Genomic DNA, 18,071 nt, shown 5'->3' with positions numbered 1-18,071 from the left:
GTCGGCGCCATGGGGTTAAGAGCGCGAATATTCCTGTTTTTCTGCTTCATCGCTGCATCAAGTCTGGTGGCAGTGGGCGGAGCATCTGTTGTCGGGTACCGTCAGCTTGGTGACCCTGAAGCAGCGTCGGCTTTTATCAGCGTTTTGCTGATCGCAGGATTTTGCACAACCGGAATCGTCTTGTTGGTTTGGCTGCTTTTCGACGAACATGTCAGCAAACCAATCGAAGCAATTGCCGCTGATTTGCGCGTCGTTTCTCATAGCTTCGCGCCGGGTGGAACAGCGCTCAAGGCGGCTAAATATCTAGGCGATCTTGCTCCGGCAGCGGTCGCGCTGCGTGACAAGCTCAAGGATGGGCAGCAGGCCACTGCCACAACTGTCGCGCAAGAAACCGAAAGGCTACGCACCCAACGCGCGCAGCTGTTGCGGATTTTGTCCGATATTCCGGTCGCTGTGATCGTGGCACGCAACGACCATCAGATCGTCCTGTATGACGGACAAGCCGCCGAGTTGATGGAAAGCGAATGTCCCGCAAGGCTTGGCGGATCGGTCTTTGACTACATCGACGAAACGGCTGTTCAATCCACACTGGAGGCTATGCAGGCCAACAGCGAACTCAGGCGTGAAATCCTGCCAAAAGGGCGTTCTGGTGCCCAATTCAGTGGTCATCTACGCCGTTTCGAAGATGACGCCGGCTATATGCTGATGCTTGAACCGCTGCGCCCTGATGCCGCGCGGCCGCTGGTATTCGATCTTGATTTGCTTGCCAAAAGCCCGTCCGCCGCCAACGAAGACACGCCTTTGCGCGATCTAAACTTTGTGGTTTTTGATTGCGAAACGACAGGCCTTGACCCCGAAAAGGATGCCGTTGTTCAAATCGGGGCTGTCCGTGTCGTGAACGGCAAGATCGTCGCCGGAGAAGCTTTCGACGCGTTGGTGCATCCAGGCAGAAGTATCCCGGCATCCTCAACGCGCGTGCACGGCATCGACGACAAGGCCGTGGCGCATGCACCATCCTTTGATGAGGTTTGCCGGACGTTCCATCAGTTTTCACAAAATGCTGTCCTGCTGGCGCACAACGCGCCCTTCGACATGTCTTTTCTTCGACGCGAATGCGCCACGGCGGATTACGAATTTGACAACTCGGTGCTCGATTCCGTGCACCTGTCCGCAATCGTTTTCGGGGGCTCTCAAGAGCATACGCTTGATGCCTTGTGCCAGCGGCTGGGGGTCACAATACCGGATGATGTGCGCCATACCGGACTGGGCGATGCAATGGCGACCGCACAGGCATTTGTGGCCATGATTCCGATCTTGGAAGAACGCGGGCTATCGACTTTTGGCGCAGTGCGGGCGGAGGCACTGAAACACCAGCGGATTTTGACAGTCGAAACCTAGCGGGTGGAAGCCTGTCTGCGCCGCCAAAGTTCAAACAATATGAGGTACGGCAGGTAGAAGGCAAAAACCTGAACGCGGTCAAAGACACCGGTAAAGGCGTCATTTGAGGCGATACCTCCCGTAGCAATCTCCCACAGGCCGTAATGCACACGATAAAGCCAGGACGCGAGTACCAGTATAACGAGGCGTGTCGCCCAAACGGGGTGGGACGCAAGGCGATGGCGGGCATGCCGGATCGTTTGAACTGCGCAAACGATCATTAAAATACCGTAGAGCGCAAACCCCGCATCCATCCACAGGCCACCAATTGTGCCCGCCTTGGCAATGTAGAACAAGCCAGCCGATGCGGTGCCGAGAGCTGCGGTAGCGACCAGGTACCCCATAACCCTGTGCATAGCCGGAACCCACCGCCGGACCACGCTAAGCAACTGCAAGGGCGCTAGGAAGGTGATCCCGCCGCCAACTCCCATATGCGCGTAGAGTACAAAACTCGCCGCCGGACTACCCACGTTAAAGAAACGCGAAGTCGACTGCTCAACCTGATCGAACCCCAATAATCCACGCCCGATCGCGTAGACGGCGAAAGGAGACGCCAAAAGTATCAGACACAAGACACCTGCCGTCTGCCGGAACGTGCTTTGCCTGCCTCCAGCCTCTGTCACGGCGACGCGGTTATCCCGCCATCGGCAAAACCGGTTGTGCCATTCGCAATAGAAGACACAGCAGACGCCAGATGGATGCAGGTGCCGCAGAGCTTTTCACCTTTCCTCCGACGGCCTGTTGGTGTCTGTTCTTCCAACCAAGCTGAAGATTCCGGGTCTGCGACCATTTCTGAATTCAGCCGCGCGCCGAAACACCCCAGCCCCTGCAACTTGTATCGCGAACCAAAGTGCGCCCAGCCTGTTGCCGTTCCCTGAGTGACATTGGCAACAGCCCCTTTGGTCGTTGAGCATAGGGTTATGCCTACACGGGCGAGTGCCGTTTGCATGGATGCTTTATTGATGATCTTTCCCTCCGAGTTTTGACCACGTGGCGCGCACAAGACTGCCCCACAATGAGTACGCTTGCCATATCGGTCTGCATCAGTCCTTCAAAGGCGCACTGCCAAAATTTCTTTAACGTGGCGCGATGCTACATTCCGGCATTGTTAACCAAAATTTCAATCGAGCCTACTTCGGTCTCGAACTGGTCGGCTGCGAACTGCACGACATCAAAATCTGTCCGGTCAGCGCGCAGGTGTCGCGTGGCCCTGTTCAGGCTCTGCGCAACTTGCGTGCGTTTGTTAATGCCCCGTGCGTTCAGTACCATCTCATCGCCATCACCAGACAAACCTTTATCCAGCCCAAATCTGCTGCCTTGTGATGTTTCAGTGATCAAGGCACGGCGGCCCGTCAGATTGAATGGCTCACGACACCTCTAACCTCTTTGCCCTCGACAAGGTTGGACGCCCCCGCTTATTTTACTCTGGCATCCTGAATTCAAGCCGGCCGGCAGCACCATACCGTCAGGCCAGCGGAAAGAGACATCCAATGAAATCGCTCGTCATCCACGCTGCACGCGACTTGCGCGTCGAAGATCACGAAGTGCAAGACCCGGGACCGGGTGAAGTCAAAGTGGCTATCGCTGCCGGCGGCATCTGCGGTTCCGATCTGCATTATTACAATCATGGCGGCTTTGGCACGATCCGGATCAAGGAACCCATGATCCTTGGACACGAAGTTGCAGGGCATGTTGTGGCGTTGGGAGAAGGCGTGACCAGTCTTTCAGAAGGTCAACTGGTCGCGGTGTCTCCTTCACGTGCGTGCCATACGTGTGCGTACTGCGCAGAGGGGAAGCAGAACCACTGCCTCAACATGAGGTTTTATGGCTCCGCTATGCCGTTTCCACATATCCAAGGGGCTTTTCGCGAAGTTCTGGTTGCGGATGAGGCGCAGTGTGCACCAGCTACCGGGCTTTCAGCAGGCGAGGCTGCGATGGCAGAGCCGCTGGCCGTATGCCTTCATGGTGCCCGCCAGGCCGGGCCCTTGTTGGGAAAGCGTGTTCTGATCACGGGATGCGGCCCCATAGGCATTTTGTGCGTCCTGATTGCGCGACGCGCGGGAGCCGCCGAAATCGTCACCACCGATCTGACCAGTTTTACCCTCGACATGGCAGCACGCTGCGGTGCGGACCACACGCTTAACACCCGCTTAAACCCTGATGCTCTCGCACCCTACGGCGCGGACAAAGGATATTTTGACGTATTGTTTGAATGCACTGGCGTTGCAGCAGCTTTGAGCGCGGCAATACCCGCACTGCGACCTGGTGCTGTGATTGCGCAACTGGGATTGGGTGGTGATATGCAAATTCCCATGCAGGCGCTGACCGCAAAAGAGCTACAGTTGCGCGGCTCATTTCGGTTCCACGAGGAGTTTTTCACCGGTGTTGAATTGATGCAGAAGGGGCTGATCGACGTAAAGCCTCTGATCACCCAGACCCTCCCGCTGACTGATGCAGTTGCCGCATTCGAATTGGCGAGTGATCGCACGCAAGCGATGAAGGCGCAGATTTCCTTTGGCTGACCTTGCATCCGGCAGACTGGGCAACATGTCTGTCCAGACGGCAGTAATCACTTGCGGGTGTGACCGGATCAGAAGGTGTCGTGCCGGAAGGGCTTCATGGAACTGACAACTGTCTTTCTTATCGCCGGCGCCGCATTTCTAGTTGCAGGAACTATCAAGGGGATCGCTGGGATCGGGCTGCCAACCGCGTCGATTGCATTGATGACCCTCGTTTTGGATCCACGGGTCGCCATCGCGCTGGTCATGTTTCCAATGCTGGGGTCAAACCTGTGGCAACTGCTAAGATCGGGCCATTTGGGCCGAACTGCACGACGCTACGGTCTTTTTGCGGTCATTCTCGTTTTGGGCGTGGGGAGCACCGCTTATGCAACGCGAGATGCCTCTGACCAGTTGCTGCTTGCTGCTCTTGGCATCGTTGTTCTGATCTTTGTCCTGTTGAGTTGGCGCCAGCTTGTGCCGCGGATCAGCGACCGTTTTGACAACGCTGCCCAAATCGGATTCGGCGCATTTGCCGGCGTGATCGGAGGCATGACCGCTGCTTGGGCGCCGCCAATGGCGATGTATTTGTCAGCCAAGGGTGTGGACAAAGACGAGTTTGTACGCGCAACCGGATTTATGATTACGGTCGGCTCGGTCCCGTTAGTTGTCGCCTACATCAACCTGGGATTCATGAATGGCACGCTTGCCGGGGTATCCGCGGCCATGCTCGTCCCTACGCTGCTGGGGTTTTCCATAGGTGAAGCAATTCGCGCACGCATGTCGCCAGAAAATTTTCGCACCGCTATTTTGATACTTTTTGCAGTACTGGGGCTTAACCTGTTGCGACGGGCGATCTGGTACGCGTGAAATAAATCAAAAGCAGGCTTGCAAAAGCTTGGTCGTGTTGCTGCGTGTCATTTTCACGGGGTTGCCGCCGCAGCTGGGATCTTTCAGCGCCGCATCAACCAACGCATCAATGTCAGGATCGTTTACCCCCAGCGCGGTGAGGTTCGCCGGGATGCCCAACTGTGTATTCAGCGTATCGACGTAGTTGCAAAAGCCATCGAACCCTCCGGAGATACTGAGGTAATTTGCTGCGCGTGCAAGAGAACGACGAACTTTCGGCTTGTTGAATTGAAGCACCTCGCGCATCACGACAGCGTTGGTGGTGCCGTGATGCGTATTGTGTACTGCGCCAATCGGGTGAGACAGCGCATGGATGGCACCCAACCCTTTCTGAAAAGCCGTTGCCCCCATGGCGGCAGCAGACATCATATGCGCTCGTGCCTCGATATCATTGCCGTCTTCAAAAGCACGCGGAAGGAAATCTTTGACCAGTTTCATTCCCTCAAGTGCGATGCCTTGGCTCATCGGGTGATAGTGCGGCGAACAATAGGCCTCCAGACAGTGCGCAAAGGCGTCCATTCCTGTTCCAGCAGTGATGGCAGGTGGCATACCAACGGTCAGTTCCGGATCGCAGATTACCTGCACCGGCAGCATCTTTGGGTGAAAGATAATCTTTTTCTCATGGGTCTGCGAATTCGTGATCACGCTGGCGCGTCCAACTTCCGACCCCGTACCCGCCGTGGTCGGGACAGCGACAACCGGTGCGATTGTGTCCGCATTGGCACGTGTCCACCAGTCATCAACATCTTCGAAATCCCACAGCGGACGGGTTTGCCCGGCCATAAAGGCAACCGCTTTAGCCAGATCGAGACCAGAGCCGCCGCCGAAGCCAACTACGCCATCATGGCCTCCGTCACGAAATGCCTGCACGCCAGCAGACACGTTCATCTCGTTGGGGTTCGGGTCTACTTGCGAAAACACAGCACGGCCAAGACCCGCCTCTTGCAACCGGTCCAAAGCATCAGAGGTCATCGGTAAATCGGCAAGCCCCTTGTCGGTAACGAGCAGCGGACGCGCCATTCCGGCCAACTTGCAAGCCTCCGCCAATTCGGAAATGCGCCCAGCGCCAAAGCGGATGGAGGTGGGATAGGACCAATTGGCAGTCAGTGTCATGGCGCAGCCTTTGCGGTGGGTGTCGATTGCCAAGCCTTACGCGCCGTCTCTGACAATGCCAAGAGCAGCACATTGCAGAATTAACCAGCAGCACTGATACTGCACAGGTGCCTTCAGGAGAATTGCCATGACAGACCTCTGTCGCATCCCCCGGAATAACCAGTGCCATGTGATCGGCGACAGGGATGCACCGCTTTTGAACCTTACCATTAGCGATTTGCTGGCGCAGACGGTCAGCGAGATGCCCGATCAGCCAGCCGCGGTTTTCCCGCAGCAGGGAATACGCTGGTCGTATCGCGAATTCTCTCAGCAGGTAGACCGGCTCGCGTCCGGGCTGTTGGCCCTTGGGATCATCAAGGGCGACAGGGTCGGTATCTGGTCTCCGAACCGCGTGGAGTGGCTGCTGACGCAGTTCGCGACGGCACGGATTGGCGCAATCCTTGTGTGCATCAATCCAGCCTATCGCCTCACCGAGTTGGAGTATGCGCTAAACAACGTAGGTTGTGTCGCTTTGGTGACGGCGCGGGCCTTCAAGGGATCGGACTACACCGGCATGTTGGCAACGCTGGCCCCCGAGATTGCAGCGTCCGGTGGCGGGCCACTCCAACTGGAGCGGCTGCCTGATCTGCGCCACATCATCGTGATGGGCGACGACGTCCCCCGCGGCATGCACGCCTTCGATGCGGTCTGTGCCGATGGCGGCCCCTGTGATCGGGCCACGCTAGATCAGATTTCGTCCCGGCTTTCGCCGCAGGACCCCATAAACATTCAGTTTACGTCAGGGACGACAGGCAGCCCCAAAGGCGCCTGTCTGACGCATCATAATATTGTAAACAACGCGCATTTTGTTACGGCCACGATGGATTTCACCCATGAGGATCGTCTGTGCATTCCTGTGCCCTTCTACCATTGCTTCGGCATGGTGATGGGGACATTGGGTTGCGTAACAAAAGGGGCGACAATGGTCGTCCCCGGCGAAGGATTTGATGCAGCTGACACGCTGCGCGCAGTGTCGAATGAAAAATGCACCGCGCTGTACGGCGTTCCCACAATGTTTGTAACAGCGCTTGCCCTGCCGGACTTTGACACATTCGACCTCAGCAACCTGCGCACCGGGATCATGGCAGGTGCGCCCTGCCCCATCGAGGTCATGCGTCAGGTACAGGCAAAAATGCACATGCATCAGGTGACCATCGCCTACGGCATGACCGAAACCTCGCCTGTATCTTTCCAAAGCAATATGGATGACCCGCTTGAGCAGAGAGTTTCGTCTGTTGGGCGCGTGCATCCGCATGTGGAAGTCAAGATCGTAGACGATGCAGGGGCGACTGTGGCTCCGGGCGCACAAGGAGAGCTGCTGACGCGCGGTTATTCGGTCATGCAAGGGTATTGGGGGGCGCCCGATCAGACCGCAGCTTCAATCGACACAGACGGCTGGATGCACACCGGGGATTTAGCCGTCATGGACGCTCAAGGATATTGCGCGATCACCGGTCGCGTAAAAGACATGATCCTACGCGGCGGCGAAAACATCTATCCACGAGAAATAGAAGAGTTTTTGTACACACATCCAAAGGTGGCGCAGGCACAGGTCTTTGGTATTCCCGACGATCGACTTGGAGAAACTGTCTGTGCCTGGATCGTGGCAAAAGCCGGTAGCACGCCGACAGAGGACGACATCCGGGACTATTGCCGGCGACACATTGCCCATTTCAAAGTGCCCGAGCACGTCCGATTTAAGGACGAATTACCGATGACAGTCACCGGCAAGCCGCAAAAATTCGTTATGCGCGATCAGATGTTGGCCGATCTTGCCAAATAACCGGAGCGTTCAAACATCGCCGGTATATTCTCCACGTGCGGGGTAGTCGTTTTCGATGGCAAAATCGAGTGCACCGATCAATTCCGAAAAGTGCGGGCGCACAAACGGCATGGTTTGAACCGACCCATAGTAAAGCGTCTGTTGCGGTGTCACCATGAACAGACCGGGTTCGGAAAAAAGCGCAGGCTCTTCGATGCCAATCGACGTTTTCCCGCGCGACGTAGAAATATACAGGCCCCATTCACGCGCTTTTTTGAGGCTCAGACCGTAGCCCATCCGTAAAGTATCAGCGCCGATCTTTTCAGCCATTTGACTGGTCCGGTCTTCTCCGTCGGAACTTATCGCGATGGTCTTGACACCGCGTTCCGCGAATGCGGGCGTCAGCCGTTCAAGCTCTTTGAGATAGGTCGCACATAGCGGGCAATGCAACCCGCGATAAAAGCATACTACCGTACCGGTTTTGGCCTCATCGGCCCCAAGATCAAAATCGCCATGTTGAAGCGTCGGCGCGCTCAGATCGGGAGTTTTTTGGCGTGGCAGCAACATTTTGTTATTCCTTTCGATGAATTTAGGGAAATCTTTTTCACTGATCGCGGCTTAGTACCAGCCTGAACGTATCACGTCTGGGTGTTCGCGCTGTGAGCACGTGTCGCAAACGGACAAGATGTCAGAAGCCGCAACGCCTCCACTGGACATGTCGCCAAACAACCAAGGATCGCCGGATGTCAGACGAATTTGCCCCGATCGCCGCGTTCGTAAAGAACCCGCAAGTTCCCGAAAGCGCGCGCGCAATGGCTGCGATGTTGCTCATCGACACACTGGGCGTGGCTGCGGCCGCGCGCGATCTGGAACCAGCAAGGATTGCCCGAGACTTCGCCGTGGATTTTCACAGCGCACGCGAAACGCGCTTCTCGGCCGCACTTCCTTTTGACGGAAGGCGGGTCTCTATTCCGGGGGCGGCATTCGCCGCAGCGACGCAGATCGACAATCTGGACGCGCACGATGGCTACAACCCGACCAAGGGCCATATCGGCTGCGCTGTTGTACCTGCGCTTTGCGCCTTCGCTGAACACCACCCGGATTTACGCTCGCGCGATGCTCTCGACATCTTAGTGATGTCCTACGAGGTCGGTGCACGCGCTGCTATAGCGCTGCACCGCACGGTGACGGATTACCACACATCCGGCGCGTGGAACGCATTGGCCGTTGCTGCCATTGGCTGCCGGTTGCTGGGCGCGTCCGCGACGCAATTGCGTGAGGCCCTGGGTATCGCCGAGTATCACGGGCCACGAAGCCAAATGATGCGCGAAATTGCCAATCCCACGATGCTGCACGATGGGTCAGGGATGGGGGCGCTCACTGGGTCAATGGCGGCACTGCTTGCGATGCGCGGTTTTCAGGGCGCTCCGGCAATAACAGTTGAGGAGCCCCGTGTCGCAGATATCTGGGCCACACTCGGAACCGACTGGACCATCGAGAAAAACTACATCAAACCCTATCCCGTTTGCCGCTGGGCCCATTCACCGCTCGACGCTCTTCAGCGGCTGATACGTGAACACGATGTCAAAGCTGATCAGGTCGCTGCTTTGCGGGTGAACACCTTTCGGGAAAGTGCGGCACTCTATCCCGGCGTACCAGAAACAACTGGTCAGGCTCAGTATTCGCTGGGCTTTTCTTTGGCCGCCATGATCGTTCACGGTCACGTCGGACCAGAGCAGATATCAGGATCCGGCCTAACTGACAGCCGGGTGGCCAAAATGCTGGAAAAGATCAACGTGACCGAAGAGGCGCGCCATTCAGAACGGTTTCCCAAACACCGCTTTGCCGACATTTCGCTAGAGCTGAGAGATGGGCGCGTGATTGACAGCGGTGACCAAGACGCACGTGGGGGGCCTGAAGATCCTATGAGCCGCGAGGAGGTCGCTTCGAAGTTTTCACTGTTTGCCGCGCCGGTTTTGGGCGAAGTACGGTCTCAAGCACTTTGGCAGATGACGGACAAGATGCTGACTGCGGATCATATGTTCCGCGATATGCTGTCTTTGGTCCTTCCAGCACCACAATAGCACGTAACACCCCTTGCCCTGATCGTTCCGCGCCGGATATAGCGAGCGCATGGTTTCCACCGCACAAAAGGCGTCCCCCCATGGCATTTGACCGCTCATTGAAGATTGCACCTTCCATCCTCTCGGCGGATTTCGCCAACTTTGGCGCAGAGTGTGAAGCTGTGGAGGCACAAGGCGCGGACTGGGTGCATGTGGACGTGATGGATGGCCACTTTGTACCGAACATTACATTTGGTCCATCGACCTGTGCAGCGATCCGTCCGCACATCAAGGGCGTGATGGACGTGCACCTGATGATCTCTCCCGTCGATGCCTACATAGATGCATTTGCCAATGCAGGCGCAGATGTCATCACCGCGCACGTCGAAGCGGGCCCGCACATCCACCGTACCCTTCAGGCGATCCGAGGCGCTGGGGCGAAGGCTGGCGTTGCGTTAAATCCCGGCACACCGGCAAGCGCGGTTGAGTATCTGCTCGATATGGTGGATCTCGTTTGTGTAATGACGGTCAACCCCGGATTTGGCGGGCAGAAGTTCATTCACAGCCAGGTTGAAAAGGTGCGCCAGTTGCGCGCCATGATCGGAGACCGCCCGATCCACATTGAAATTGATGGCGGGGTCGACCCATCGACGGCGCCGCTTGTAACCAAGGCCGGCGCAGATGTGCTGGTTGCAGGGTCAGCCGTATTCAGAGGCGGGTCGGTATCTGATCCGTCACCTTACGGCGCAAACATCAAGGCGATCCGAGACGCGGTTCAAACTACAACTGTCTGAAACAGCTATCGGCGGTCGAGCTCGTTTGCGAAATGCGTCATGAGCCGATGCCGCAGCACTTTGCCCGTCGGGGCTGCAGGTAGCTTTTCGCTCAACACAACATGTGTGGGTCGTTTGTAACCGGCAAGTCGCTGACGGAGGAAGTGGTGTAACACTTCCTGATCGAGCGTACTGTCCTGCCCGACCTGAACGAACGCGATAATGTCTTCGTCCCCGTGACGGTGGCGGCCCAGCACCGCGCATTGAACCACGTCTGGGTGCGCATTGATCGCGGCTTCGACCTCAGGCGGGTACACGTTGAAACCGCCACGAATAATCAACTCCTTTGCGCGGCCGACAATATGCAAGCACCCGTTGGTATCGATCCGCCCCAGATCGCCAGTGTGCATCCACCCCTCGTCATCCAGTACCGCCTTCGTGTCATTGGGGTTTTTGTAATACCCCATCATCACATGCGCCCCTCTTGTCAGGACCTCACCGACGCCATCATCTGCATCGGCATTCTTGATCGCAATCTCGACACCCGGCAGCGGCGGACCCGCTGATATGTCCTTGGTGCCGATTTCGTTTTTGGTGATTGTGACGCCGGCAGTTGTTTCTGTCATGCCGTATCCGTTCTGCAGCGGCAGACCGTAAAAAGCTTCGGCCTGACGTTTCCAAGCCGGATCAAGCGGGGCCGCGCCCGAAGATACATAGCGAAGCCCTGAAGAGCACAGATCCTTCAAACCGTTCTGTTGCGCATAGTGCATTAGTAACGCGTGCATCTGGGGAACACCGGAAAACAACGTGATCCCTTCTCCGAGCGCCTCGAACAGAGCCTTTTCAGAAAACCTTGCCGCAAACTTGATGTTTGCTCCTGTGGACGCCGCAGCCACAACGATGGAGGCGAGGCCAAAAACATGGCTGATCGGCAAAACGCCATAGATCACGTCAGCAGCGGTCATCTCGCGCAGCGAGGCGGAGGCCTGCCCGCCAAAGCAAAGGTTTGCGTGGCTGAGCATTACGCCCTTGGGTGTACCGGTCGTGCCTGTGGTGAATAACATGACCGCGCATCCATCGAGCGCATCGGGATTTGACTCATATGGCAGTGCCATATGCAGAGTGCCGAAACCTCCGGTCACCGGGGCGGCCTTGTAGCGACGTGCATGCTCTTTTGCGTCGACGGAAACTTCGGTGGTCAACAACAAAACACGCGGTGATACGTGGGTCAGCACACGGTTGACTTCATGTTCGCTCTGCCGCGCATTGACTGGCACCGCCACGGCGCCACATGTCCACGTCGCAAAAAGCGCGACGACAGCCGCGACGCTATTCTCGCAGAGGATCATGACGCGATCCCCCGGCCGCACGTGGGCCGATTTGAGATTTGCTGCAAGGTCGTTGATGGCCTGCGCGACGCCGGCCCATGTCAGGCTCACACCGGTTTCGTCGGACATCGCTGCAGCATCCGGACGCTCTAGGGTCTGGCGCACAACAAAGTCCTGGACCGTTTCGCTCACTTTACCCTCTCTTGCGGTACTCTTTTAAAAACCCCGGTGGAGTTTGCTATCAGATCCCCTGCCTCTGTCTCCAACCGCGCAGAGATATAGAGCAGACTGCGCCCACCTCCGGTTACATGTGCCGACGCTGTCACGCGACCGCCACGCGCTGGTGCGACGAATTGAGTGGTCAAAGACACCGTGAGGAACGGAGCACGACCCTTTTCATCGATGGTCAGAGATGCGGCAGCACCCGAGGCGCTGTCGAGCAGCATCGTTGCGACCCCTCCGTGCAAGACGTGATGCCGGTTAAGATGCTGCGGTCCGATATCAAGCCAACACTTTGCCACCCCATCACCCGCAGAGACGTCGATCACGTAGCCCACCAGCTTTTGGGTGCCGGTTTCGTTCAGGATCACTTTTTCATTCTGCGGTAAGGTCAATGAATCGCTCCAGATGGTAATCGCAGTCTCCGTATCGATGGTCGGCCATCACGATCTGTTTGGCATATGACGACAGCGCATATTCCTGCGTCATTGCGATGCCGCCGTGCATCTGAATGCATTCTTCCGCGACTTGGCGGCCAATCCTTCCGATCAGGTTTTTTGCAGCCGAAACATGTCGGTCGCGCATTGTTTCATTCGCATCCAGATGACCTACAGCGTTGATTACTGCAGACCGGGCTTGCTCCATTTCGATCAGCAGATCGGCGTAACGATGCGCCAGCACCTGAAACGTGGCAAGTGGCCTGCCAAATTGCTTTCGCGTTTTTAGATACTCCGCAGTCATTTCCATGGCGGTTTCCATTGCACCTAACGTTTGGGCACACTGTGCCGCAATCGCAGCAGCGATCACGGCTTCGATCGCGGCACCTGCAGAGCCCGCGGCACCGAGCAGGTGTTCTTCTGAGACCGCCACCCTGTCAAAGTTGATTTCTGCTGCGGTGCCGCCGGAGATGGTCTCATATTGGCGGATTTCAACACCCGGCGCATAGGCGGGAACCAAATAAAGCGACAAGCCTTCACGAGCATCCGCGTGTCCTTCGTCTCGGACCGATACAATCAACCAGTTTGCTTCCTTGGCATCAATTACCAGCGACTTGCGGCCCGTGATGTACGTGTTGCCGTCAACACCGCCATTGGAACGAAGTGTGACATGCAACGGATCGTAACGGCTGTCCGGCTCGTCATGCACAAAAGCAACTCGGGTCTCCCCCGCGATGGCCTGCGAAAGTACATCGTGTTGCGCTGTGCTGCCAAGGTTCGCCAGCAGACGCACCGCCACGAGCCCATGCTCGAGCACCGGCGCCACGACGCCCGCACGCCCTAAAGCTTCGAAAATCACGATCAGATAACTGCTATGACCGCCAAAACCCCCCTGCTCTTCGTCAAGGAGCGCCCCCAGAACCCCGATCTCACAGAGCTCACGCCAAAATTGGGCCGCATCACCCGCGTTTGCCTCAGGTGTCGCAGCAGGAGCGCGATCCTCCAGAAACCGGGAAAGGCTATTCTCAAATAGCTTTTGATCCTCGCCCAATTCAAAGTTCATGAGGTGCCCGATAGGTAGGATTTTGCAATAATCTGCCGCTGGATTTCATTGCTTCCGCCATAGATCGAGGTTTTCCGCATATTGAAATAATCCGCCGCCACCGGGCCTGCCCCTGTTGGATCAGGTGGCGCATGATTTGCGCCATCAAGCAACTCAGAAGCGAAAGGCAGCGCATGCGGGCCCGCCGCGCGCCGCGCCAGATCGTTGATCTCTTGGCGCAGCACTGTTCCTTTGACCTTCAGCATCGAACTTTCTACGCCCGGCGCCGCCCCCGCAGCCGTGCGCGACAGCACTCTCAGGTTCGTGGTTTCCAGCGCCATCAATTCAATCTCTGCCCTGGCGATGCGTGCTGCGAAATGCGGATTTTGTGAAAGCGGTTTACCCCTATGGCTCGCACGTGCGGCGATTCCTTTGACGGCCAAGAGCCCAGCCTTTGCAAACCCGACACCCGCGATATTTGTGCGTTCGTGCGTCAGCAGGTATTTTGCATAGGTCCATCCTTCGTTTTCGGCGCCGACAAGATTTTCAACCGGCACTTTGACATCGGTAAACCACACCTCATTTACCTCGGCCGTGCCATCCAGCAGCACGATGGGCCGCACCTCGACACCGGGTGAGTTCATGTCAATCAACAAAAAGGAAATGCCTTCTTGTGGCTTGACCGAATGATCAGTGCGCACGAGACAGAAAATCATGTTTGCGTGCTGCCCTAAGGTCGTCCATGTCTTTTGGCCATTTACGACATAGTGGTCGCCATTCCGATCAGCCCGTGTTTTGAGTGAAGCAAGGTCCGACCCTGCACCCGGCTCGGAATAGCCCTGACACCACCAATCATCGCCGGACAGAATCCGAGGCAGCCAATACGACTGCTGTGCGGGTGACCCGAAACGCTGTAAAACAGGGCCAAGCATCGTCAGCCCAAAGGGAACGATACGGGGTGCGTGCGCCAGTGCGGCCTCTTCCTCAAAGATGTGCCGTTGCATGGCAGTCCATGCAGCACCACCAAATTCGACAGGCCAGTTGCCCGCAAGCCAGCCTCTTTCGTTCAGGATCGCATGCCAGGTTTCGTAGTCAGACTTGGCCAGTGAACGCCTGTCGCGCACCTTGGCTGCCAAGTCTGCAGGAAGCTTTTCGGCAAGAAAATTGCGTACATCGCGGCGGAATGCTTCATCCTCTGGCGAAAACGTCAAATCCATGTGTCACCCGTGCACTGTTACGACTTGTTCAGATCATCGAAGGATCGTCCATTTGCAACCAACTCGCGCAATAACGGCGCCGGAGCCCAGAAGAAGTCATCAGATTTCGCAAATTCCTCGATGTCACGCAAAACCGTGTCCAATCCCGTCAGATCGGCCCATTTCATAGGCCCACCCCAGAAACGCGGAAAGCCGTAGCCAAAGACAAGTACCATATCGATATCACGCGGTCTTTGGGCGATCCCTTCTTGCAGAATCTTGGCTGCCTCGTTGACCATTGCACACAAGTAGCGGCGCAGAATTTCATCGTCGCTAAACCTGCGCGCAGAGATGCCGCGCGCGGCGCGCTCATCTTCAATCATATCCAGCAACTGTTCGTTGGGCTTACCAGTACGTTGCCCTTTTTGGTAAACATAAAACCCCTTGCCGGTCTTTTGCCCGAAGTGGCCAGCTTCGCAGAGTTTGTCAGGATACCTTCCAATCCGCTCGCGCGGGTCGCGCGTCGGCGCCCGCCTTTTACGCATGGCCCAGCCAATATCGAGGCCCGCAAGATCGGCAACCGCGTAGGGCCCCATGGGAAAGCCAAACGAGGTGATAACCGCGTCAATTTCAAAGGGCGATGCCCCGTCCAGAATCATGTGGTCTGCGGCTGTTCGATATGCGTTCAATATCCGGTTGCCGATAAAGCCGTCACAAACTCCGGTCCGAACAGCAACTTTCCCCAGACGCTTGCCAAGAGCAAAACCGGTCGCCACCACATCCAGTGCGGCAGCGTCCGGCACAACGACTTCCAACAATTTCATGACATGCGCCGGCGAAAAGAAATGAAGGCCCAGAATTTGAGAAGGGCGGCTGGTTGAGGCGGCAATTTCGTTGATATCCAGATAGGATGTATTTGTCGCAAGGATCGCTTCGGGTTTGCACTTTGCGTCCAGTTCAGCAAACACCGTCTTTTTGATCTCCATGTCTTCGAAAACCGCTTCGATCACAATATCAACGCTGCCCAGAGCGTCGTATTTGGTGTGTACGGCAAATGCCTCGGACATCATGTTGTCGAACAGGCCTTGCGTGATTTTTCTGCGTCTGAGAGCACCGGAGAGAGCCGCACTCACGCGCTCACAAGCGGCAGAGCAGGCGTCTTCATTTTGTTCGATTAGCGTGACGCGTAGGCCCGCCAAGAGCAGAGATGCGGCAATTCCAGCGCCCATCGTACCGCCGCCAACCACACCAGCATGAGTGACGTCTCGCGGGGCCACATCTTTCAGTTCGGGCAAATTGCTGACCGCACGTTCGGAAAAAAAGCTGTGGATCATGCCCTGCCGCTGATCGGTTTCCATCAACTGCCAGAACATCGCGCGCTCGGCACGCAACCCCTCGGCAAAAGGCAATTCCGAACTGGCTTGCACTGCACGAACTGCCTGCGCCGGAGAGATTTGACCACGACCCTTTTTAAGCGTCTGCGCGTAAACTTCATCCCATTTCAAAGGAGCAGGTCCGGGCAATTCGCTTACGGCCCGACGCTTGGCGCCATCGCTTAGCAATCTGGCGGCATAGGCCAATCCGACAGATTGCGGGTCACCATCTTCGACCTCGTCAATGATCCCCATGTCCAGCGCTTCAGGTGCCGTAATGTGACGACCCGAGGTGATTGCATCTATCGCAGAGCTCGCACCTGTCAGGCGTGGTAATCGCTGGGTGCCGCCAGCACCCGGAATAAGGCCGAGGTGCACTTCGGGCAGCCCAACGCGGGCATCAGGCTGTGCTATGCGGTAATGGGTGGAAAGCGCCACTTCGAGACCACCGCCAAGGCTGACCCCGTGCATGGAAGCGATGACCATGAGCGGGGATGCTTCGATACGATTGCACACATCCGGAAGATGCGGCTCCATCGGCGTTTTGCCGAACTCTTTGATGTCAGCGCCCGCAATGAAAGCGCGCCCTGCCCCGACGATCACGACAGCGCGGACGCCGGTATCGTTTTCAGCCTCAACGACGCGCGCCAAAAGCCCGGCACGAACTGGCTGGCTCAACGCGTTTACTGGTGGATTCTCGATCCGGATGACGGCGACGGCACCGTGACGCTCATAGGCGACTTTGTCAGACATTTCCCCTCCCCGGGCGCCGCGATAGGGTGTCAGCCTCGTCGCGTCAAAGCAGCCAACTGACCCGTCTGTTTTTTCTGCGACCTTATCAAGTCGCGCAGCTTGGGCCCGATTTCAGTAGTTATTCTTTCTACGATCAACCTATCAGGGGTGTTCCCGCAGGAAAAGCCAACAAGTCCTGCAACAGGCTCCGAATAGTAGGAAACACCGCCTCAGAAAACCGGGCCGCTCCCGGCGCTGTGGTTGACCGCGGCGCCTTGAGCTGGGTGCCATGTCCTGATCATCAGCATCTTGACGCCAAAGGTCGTGTGAACAAGCCCCAGACATCCGGCTTTATCAGATCGATCCTACATGTCATCGTCCATGCAATTTAAGTAAGGTTTAGGCACTCTCGCGACCGTACCCATCGCTATTGCTGCTGGCCTTAAGCATGATTTCCCGTTGCGGTGATGGTGCGTTAGGTATCTCATTGCGGACAGCATTCAGGTCGGTCGGGACATTGCAGGTTTCGGCGATCAGGCGCGCTCCGCAACCATGTGCTAGGATTTCAACCTTTTTGAGGTCGATTTTTGATTAGCTTGCTCGATAAATGAAACAGCGGCCGGGAACTGCATCCTCGGGCAGAGCGACTTCTTCAAGGTTGGCAAAGAACATCCGGTCACTCGAAACCATCAGGCCACCGGGCGCGAGCAACGGCTCTATAACGGGCGAAACCTCGCGCGCGAATGTTACATTTTTTTCGGCGTTGTGACCGCCAAGGTCAGCATGAATCAACCGCGCCGTTCTACCAAATTTTTCGAATGCTAAAGTCAAAGTATCAAACACATCCCCCAAGAAGACGCGGTTTTCGGGCGGCGTGCTGTCGGGGTGCGAAGCAATTGCCCTTTCAAAGACCCAAATGTCGCGCGGGTCCATGATCTGGCACATGTGGTGGTAGGTACGGCCGTTGCCCAATCCCAACTCGAAAACCGGGCCATCCAGATCGGAGGTCAACGCGGCAGCATGATTCAGGCATGCACGCTGCGACACCATACGGTCGATGAAAAGATCCAGTCGGCTCATGAAACATTCCTCTTACTCTGTTTGCAAAACTGATGCCCTTTTACGGCGAAAGATGGTACCCCCATAACAA

The 18,071-nt window shown here is 56.7% G+C and carries 17 protein-coding genes; 6 read left to right on the top strand and 11 right to left on the bottom strand.

All coding sequences use genetic code 11. The features are described 5' to 3' along the window. Positions 1-9: 9 nt before the first annotated feature. The gene (locus tag AC2D8V_RS03030; RefSeq protein WP_484732032.1) at positions 10-1,398 is read left to right on the top strand and encodes a 3'-5' exonuclease; all 1,389 of its coding nucleotides are present in this window, start codon (positions 10-12) and stop codon (positions 1,396-1,398) included. Here AC2D8V_RS03030 and AC2D8V_RS03025 read toward each other — a convergent pair. From AC2D8V_RS03025 to AC2D8V_RS03015, 3 genes are all read right to left on the bottom strand, one after another. Further along, positions 1,395-2,060, bottom strand: coding sequence for a DUF2306 domain-containing protein (locus AC2D8V_RS03025; RefSeq protein WP_484732031.1), 666 nt, complete (start codon positions 2,058-2,060; stop codon positions 1,395-1,397). The genes AC2D8V_RS03030 and AC2D8V_RS03025 overlap by 4 nt on opposite strands. Further along, positions 2,057-2,386: an SDR family oxidoreductase gene (locus AC2D8V_RS03020; protein ID WP_484732030.1), complete on the bottom strand. Its 330-nt coding sequence runs from the start codon at positions 2,384-2,386 to the stop codon at positions 2,057-2,059. The genes AC2D8V_RS03025 and AC2D8V_RS03020 overlap by 4 nt, the downstream gene beginning before the upstream one ends. Positions 2,387-2,529: 143 nt before the next feature. Then, positions 2,530-2,775, bottom strand: coding sequence for an SDR family NAD(P)-dependent oxidoreductase (locus tag AC2D8V_RS03015; protein ID WP_484732029.1), 246 nt, complete (start codon positions 2,773-2,775; stop codon positions 2,530-2,532). A 152-nt stretch (positions 2,776-2,927) separates the two neighbouring features. Between AC2D8V_RS03015 and AC2D8V_RS03010 the strand changes: the two genes are divergently transcribed. Next, positions 2,928-3,959, top strand: a complete 1,032-nt coding sequence (locus AC2D8V_RS03010; protein ID WP_484732028.1) for an L-idonate 5-dehydrogenase — start codon at positions 2,928-2,930, stop codon at positions 3,957-3,959. Between the two features lie 96 nt (positions 3,960-4,055). Next, complete coding sequence (locus AC2D8V_RS03005) at positions 4,056-4,805, top strand: sulfite exporter TauE/SafE family protein (RefSeq protein WP_484732027.1); 750 nt, start codon at positions 4,056-4,058, stop codon at positions 4,803-4,805. Between the two features lie 6 nt (positions 4,806-4,811). Here AC2D8V_RS03005 and AC2D8V_RS03000 read toward each other — a convergent pair whose 3' ends face one another. Then, positions 4,812-5,957 carry an iron-containing alcohol dehydrogenase gene (locus AC2D8V_RS03000; protein ID WP_484732026.1) on the bottom strand — a complete coding sequence of 382 codons (1,146 nt, stop codon included), beginning with the start codon at positions 5,955-5,957 and terminating at the stop codon, positions 4,812-4,814. Positions 5,958-6,084: 127 nt separating this feature from the next. On the opposite strand from AC2D8V_RS03000, the gene AC2D8V_RS02995 reads away from it, so the two are divergent. After that, a complete protein-coding gene (locus AC2D8V_RS02995) occupies positions 6,085-7,779 on the top strand; it encodes an AMP-binding protein (protein WP_484732025.1) in 1,695 nt (564 codons plus the stop codon). A gap of 9 nt (positions 7,780-7,788) precedes the next feature. On the opposite strand, the gene AC2D8V_RS02990 is transcribed toward AC2D8V_RS02995, so the two are convergent. Further along, positions 7,789-8,325 (bottom strand): peroxiredoxin-like family protein, encoded by a 537-nt coding sequence (locus AC2D8V_RS02990; protein WP_484732024.1) that lies wholly within the window; start codon positions 8,323-8,325, stop codon positions 7,789-7,791. Positions 8,326-8,501: 176 nt separating this feature from the next. On the opposite strand from AC2D8V_RS02990, the gene AC2D8V_RS02985 reads away from it, so the two are divergent. Next, positions 8,502-9,842: an MmgE/PrpD family protein gene (locus AC2D8V_RS02985; RefSeq protein WP_484732023.1), complete on the top strand. Its 1,341-nt coding sequence runs from the start codon at positions 8,502-8,504 to the stop codon at positions 9,840-9,842. A gap of 80 nt (positions 9,843-9,922) precedes the next feature. Then, entirely contained in the window at positions 9,923-10,615 is a 693-nt protein-coding gene (gene rpe, locus AC2D8V_RS02980) for a ribulose-phosphate 3-epimerase (protein WP_484732022.1), read from the top strand. A gap of 5 nt (positions 10,616-10,620) precedes the next feature. Here rpe and AC2D8V_RS02975 read toward each other — a convergent pair whose 3' ends face one another. The 6 genes from AC2D8V_RS02975 to AC2D8V_RS02950 form a co-directional block, all read right to left on the bottom strand. Beyond that, the gene (locus AC2D8V_RS02975) at positions 10,621-12,114 is read right to left on the bottom strand and encodes a class I adenylate-forming enzyme family protein (protein WP_484732021.1); all 1,494 of its coding nucleotides are present in this window, start codon (positions 12,112-12,114) and stop codon (positions 10,621-10,623) included. Then, positions 12,111-12,512 carry a PaaI family thioesterase gene (locus AC2D8V_RS02970; protein WP_484732020.1) on the bottom strand — a complete coding sequence of 134 codons (402 nt, stop codon included), beginning with the start codon at positions 12,510-12,512 and terminating at the stop codon, positions 12,111-12,113. The genes AC2D8V_RS02975 and AC2D8V_RS02970 overlap by 4 nt, the downstream gene beginning before the upstream one ends. Before the next feature lie 4 nt (positions 12,513-12,516). Next, complete coding sequence (locus tag AC2D8V_RS02965; protein ID WP_484732019.1) at positions 12,517-13,641, bottom strand: acyl-CoA dehydrogenase family protein; 1,125 nt, start codon at positions 13,639-13,641, stop codon at positions 12,517-12,519. Beyond that, entirely contained in the window at positions 13,638-14,837 is a 1,200-nt protein-coding gene (locus tag AC2D8V_RS02960) for an acyl-CoA dehydrogenase family protein (protein ID WP_484732018.1), read from the bottom strand. Before AC2D8V_RS02960 ends, AC2D8V_RS02965 begins: the two co-directional genes overlap by 4 nt. A 17-nt stretch (positions 14,838-14,854) precedes the next feature. Beyond that, the gene (locus tag AC2D8V_RS02955; RefSeq protein WP_484732017.1) at positions 14,855-16,942 is read right to left on the bottom strand and encodes a 3-hydroxyacyl-CoA dehydrogenase NAD-binding domain-containing protein; all 2,088 of its coding nucleotides are present in this window, start codon (positions 16,940-16,942) and stop codon (positions 14,855-14,857) included. A 570-nt stretch (positions 16,943-17,512) separates the two neighbouring features. Next, positions 17,513-18,001: a class I SAM-dependent methyltransferase gene (locus AC2D8V_RS02950; protein ID WP_484732016.1), complete on the bottom strand. Its 489-nt coding sequence runs from the start codon at positions 17,999-18,001 to the stop codon at positions 17,513-17,515. Positions 18,002-18,071: the final 70 nt, after the last annotated feature.

The organism is Roseobacter sp. YIN89 (assembly GCF_057219365.1).
The sequence above is the reverse complement of the archived record's forward strand: the minus strand, read 5'-3'. Positions and strand labels throughout refer to the sequence as shown.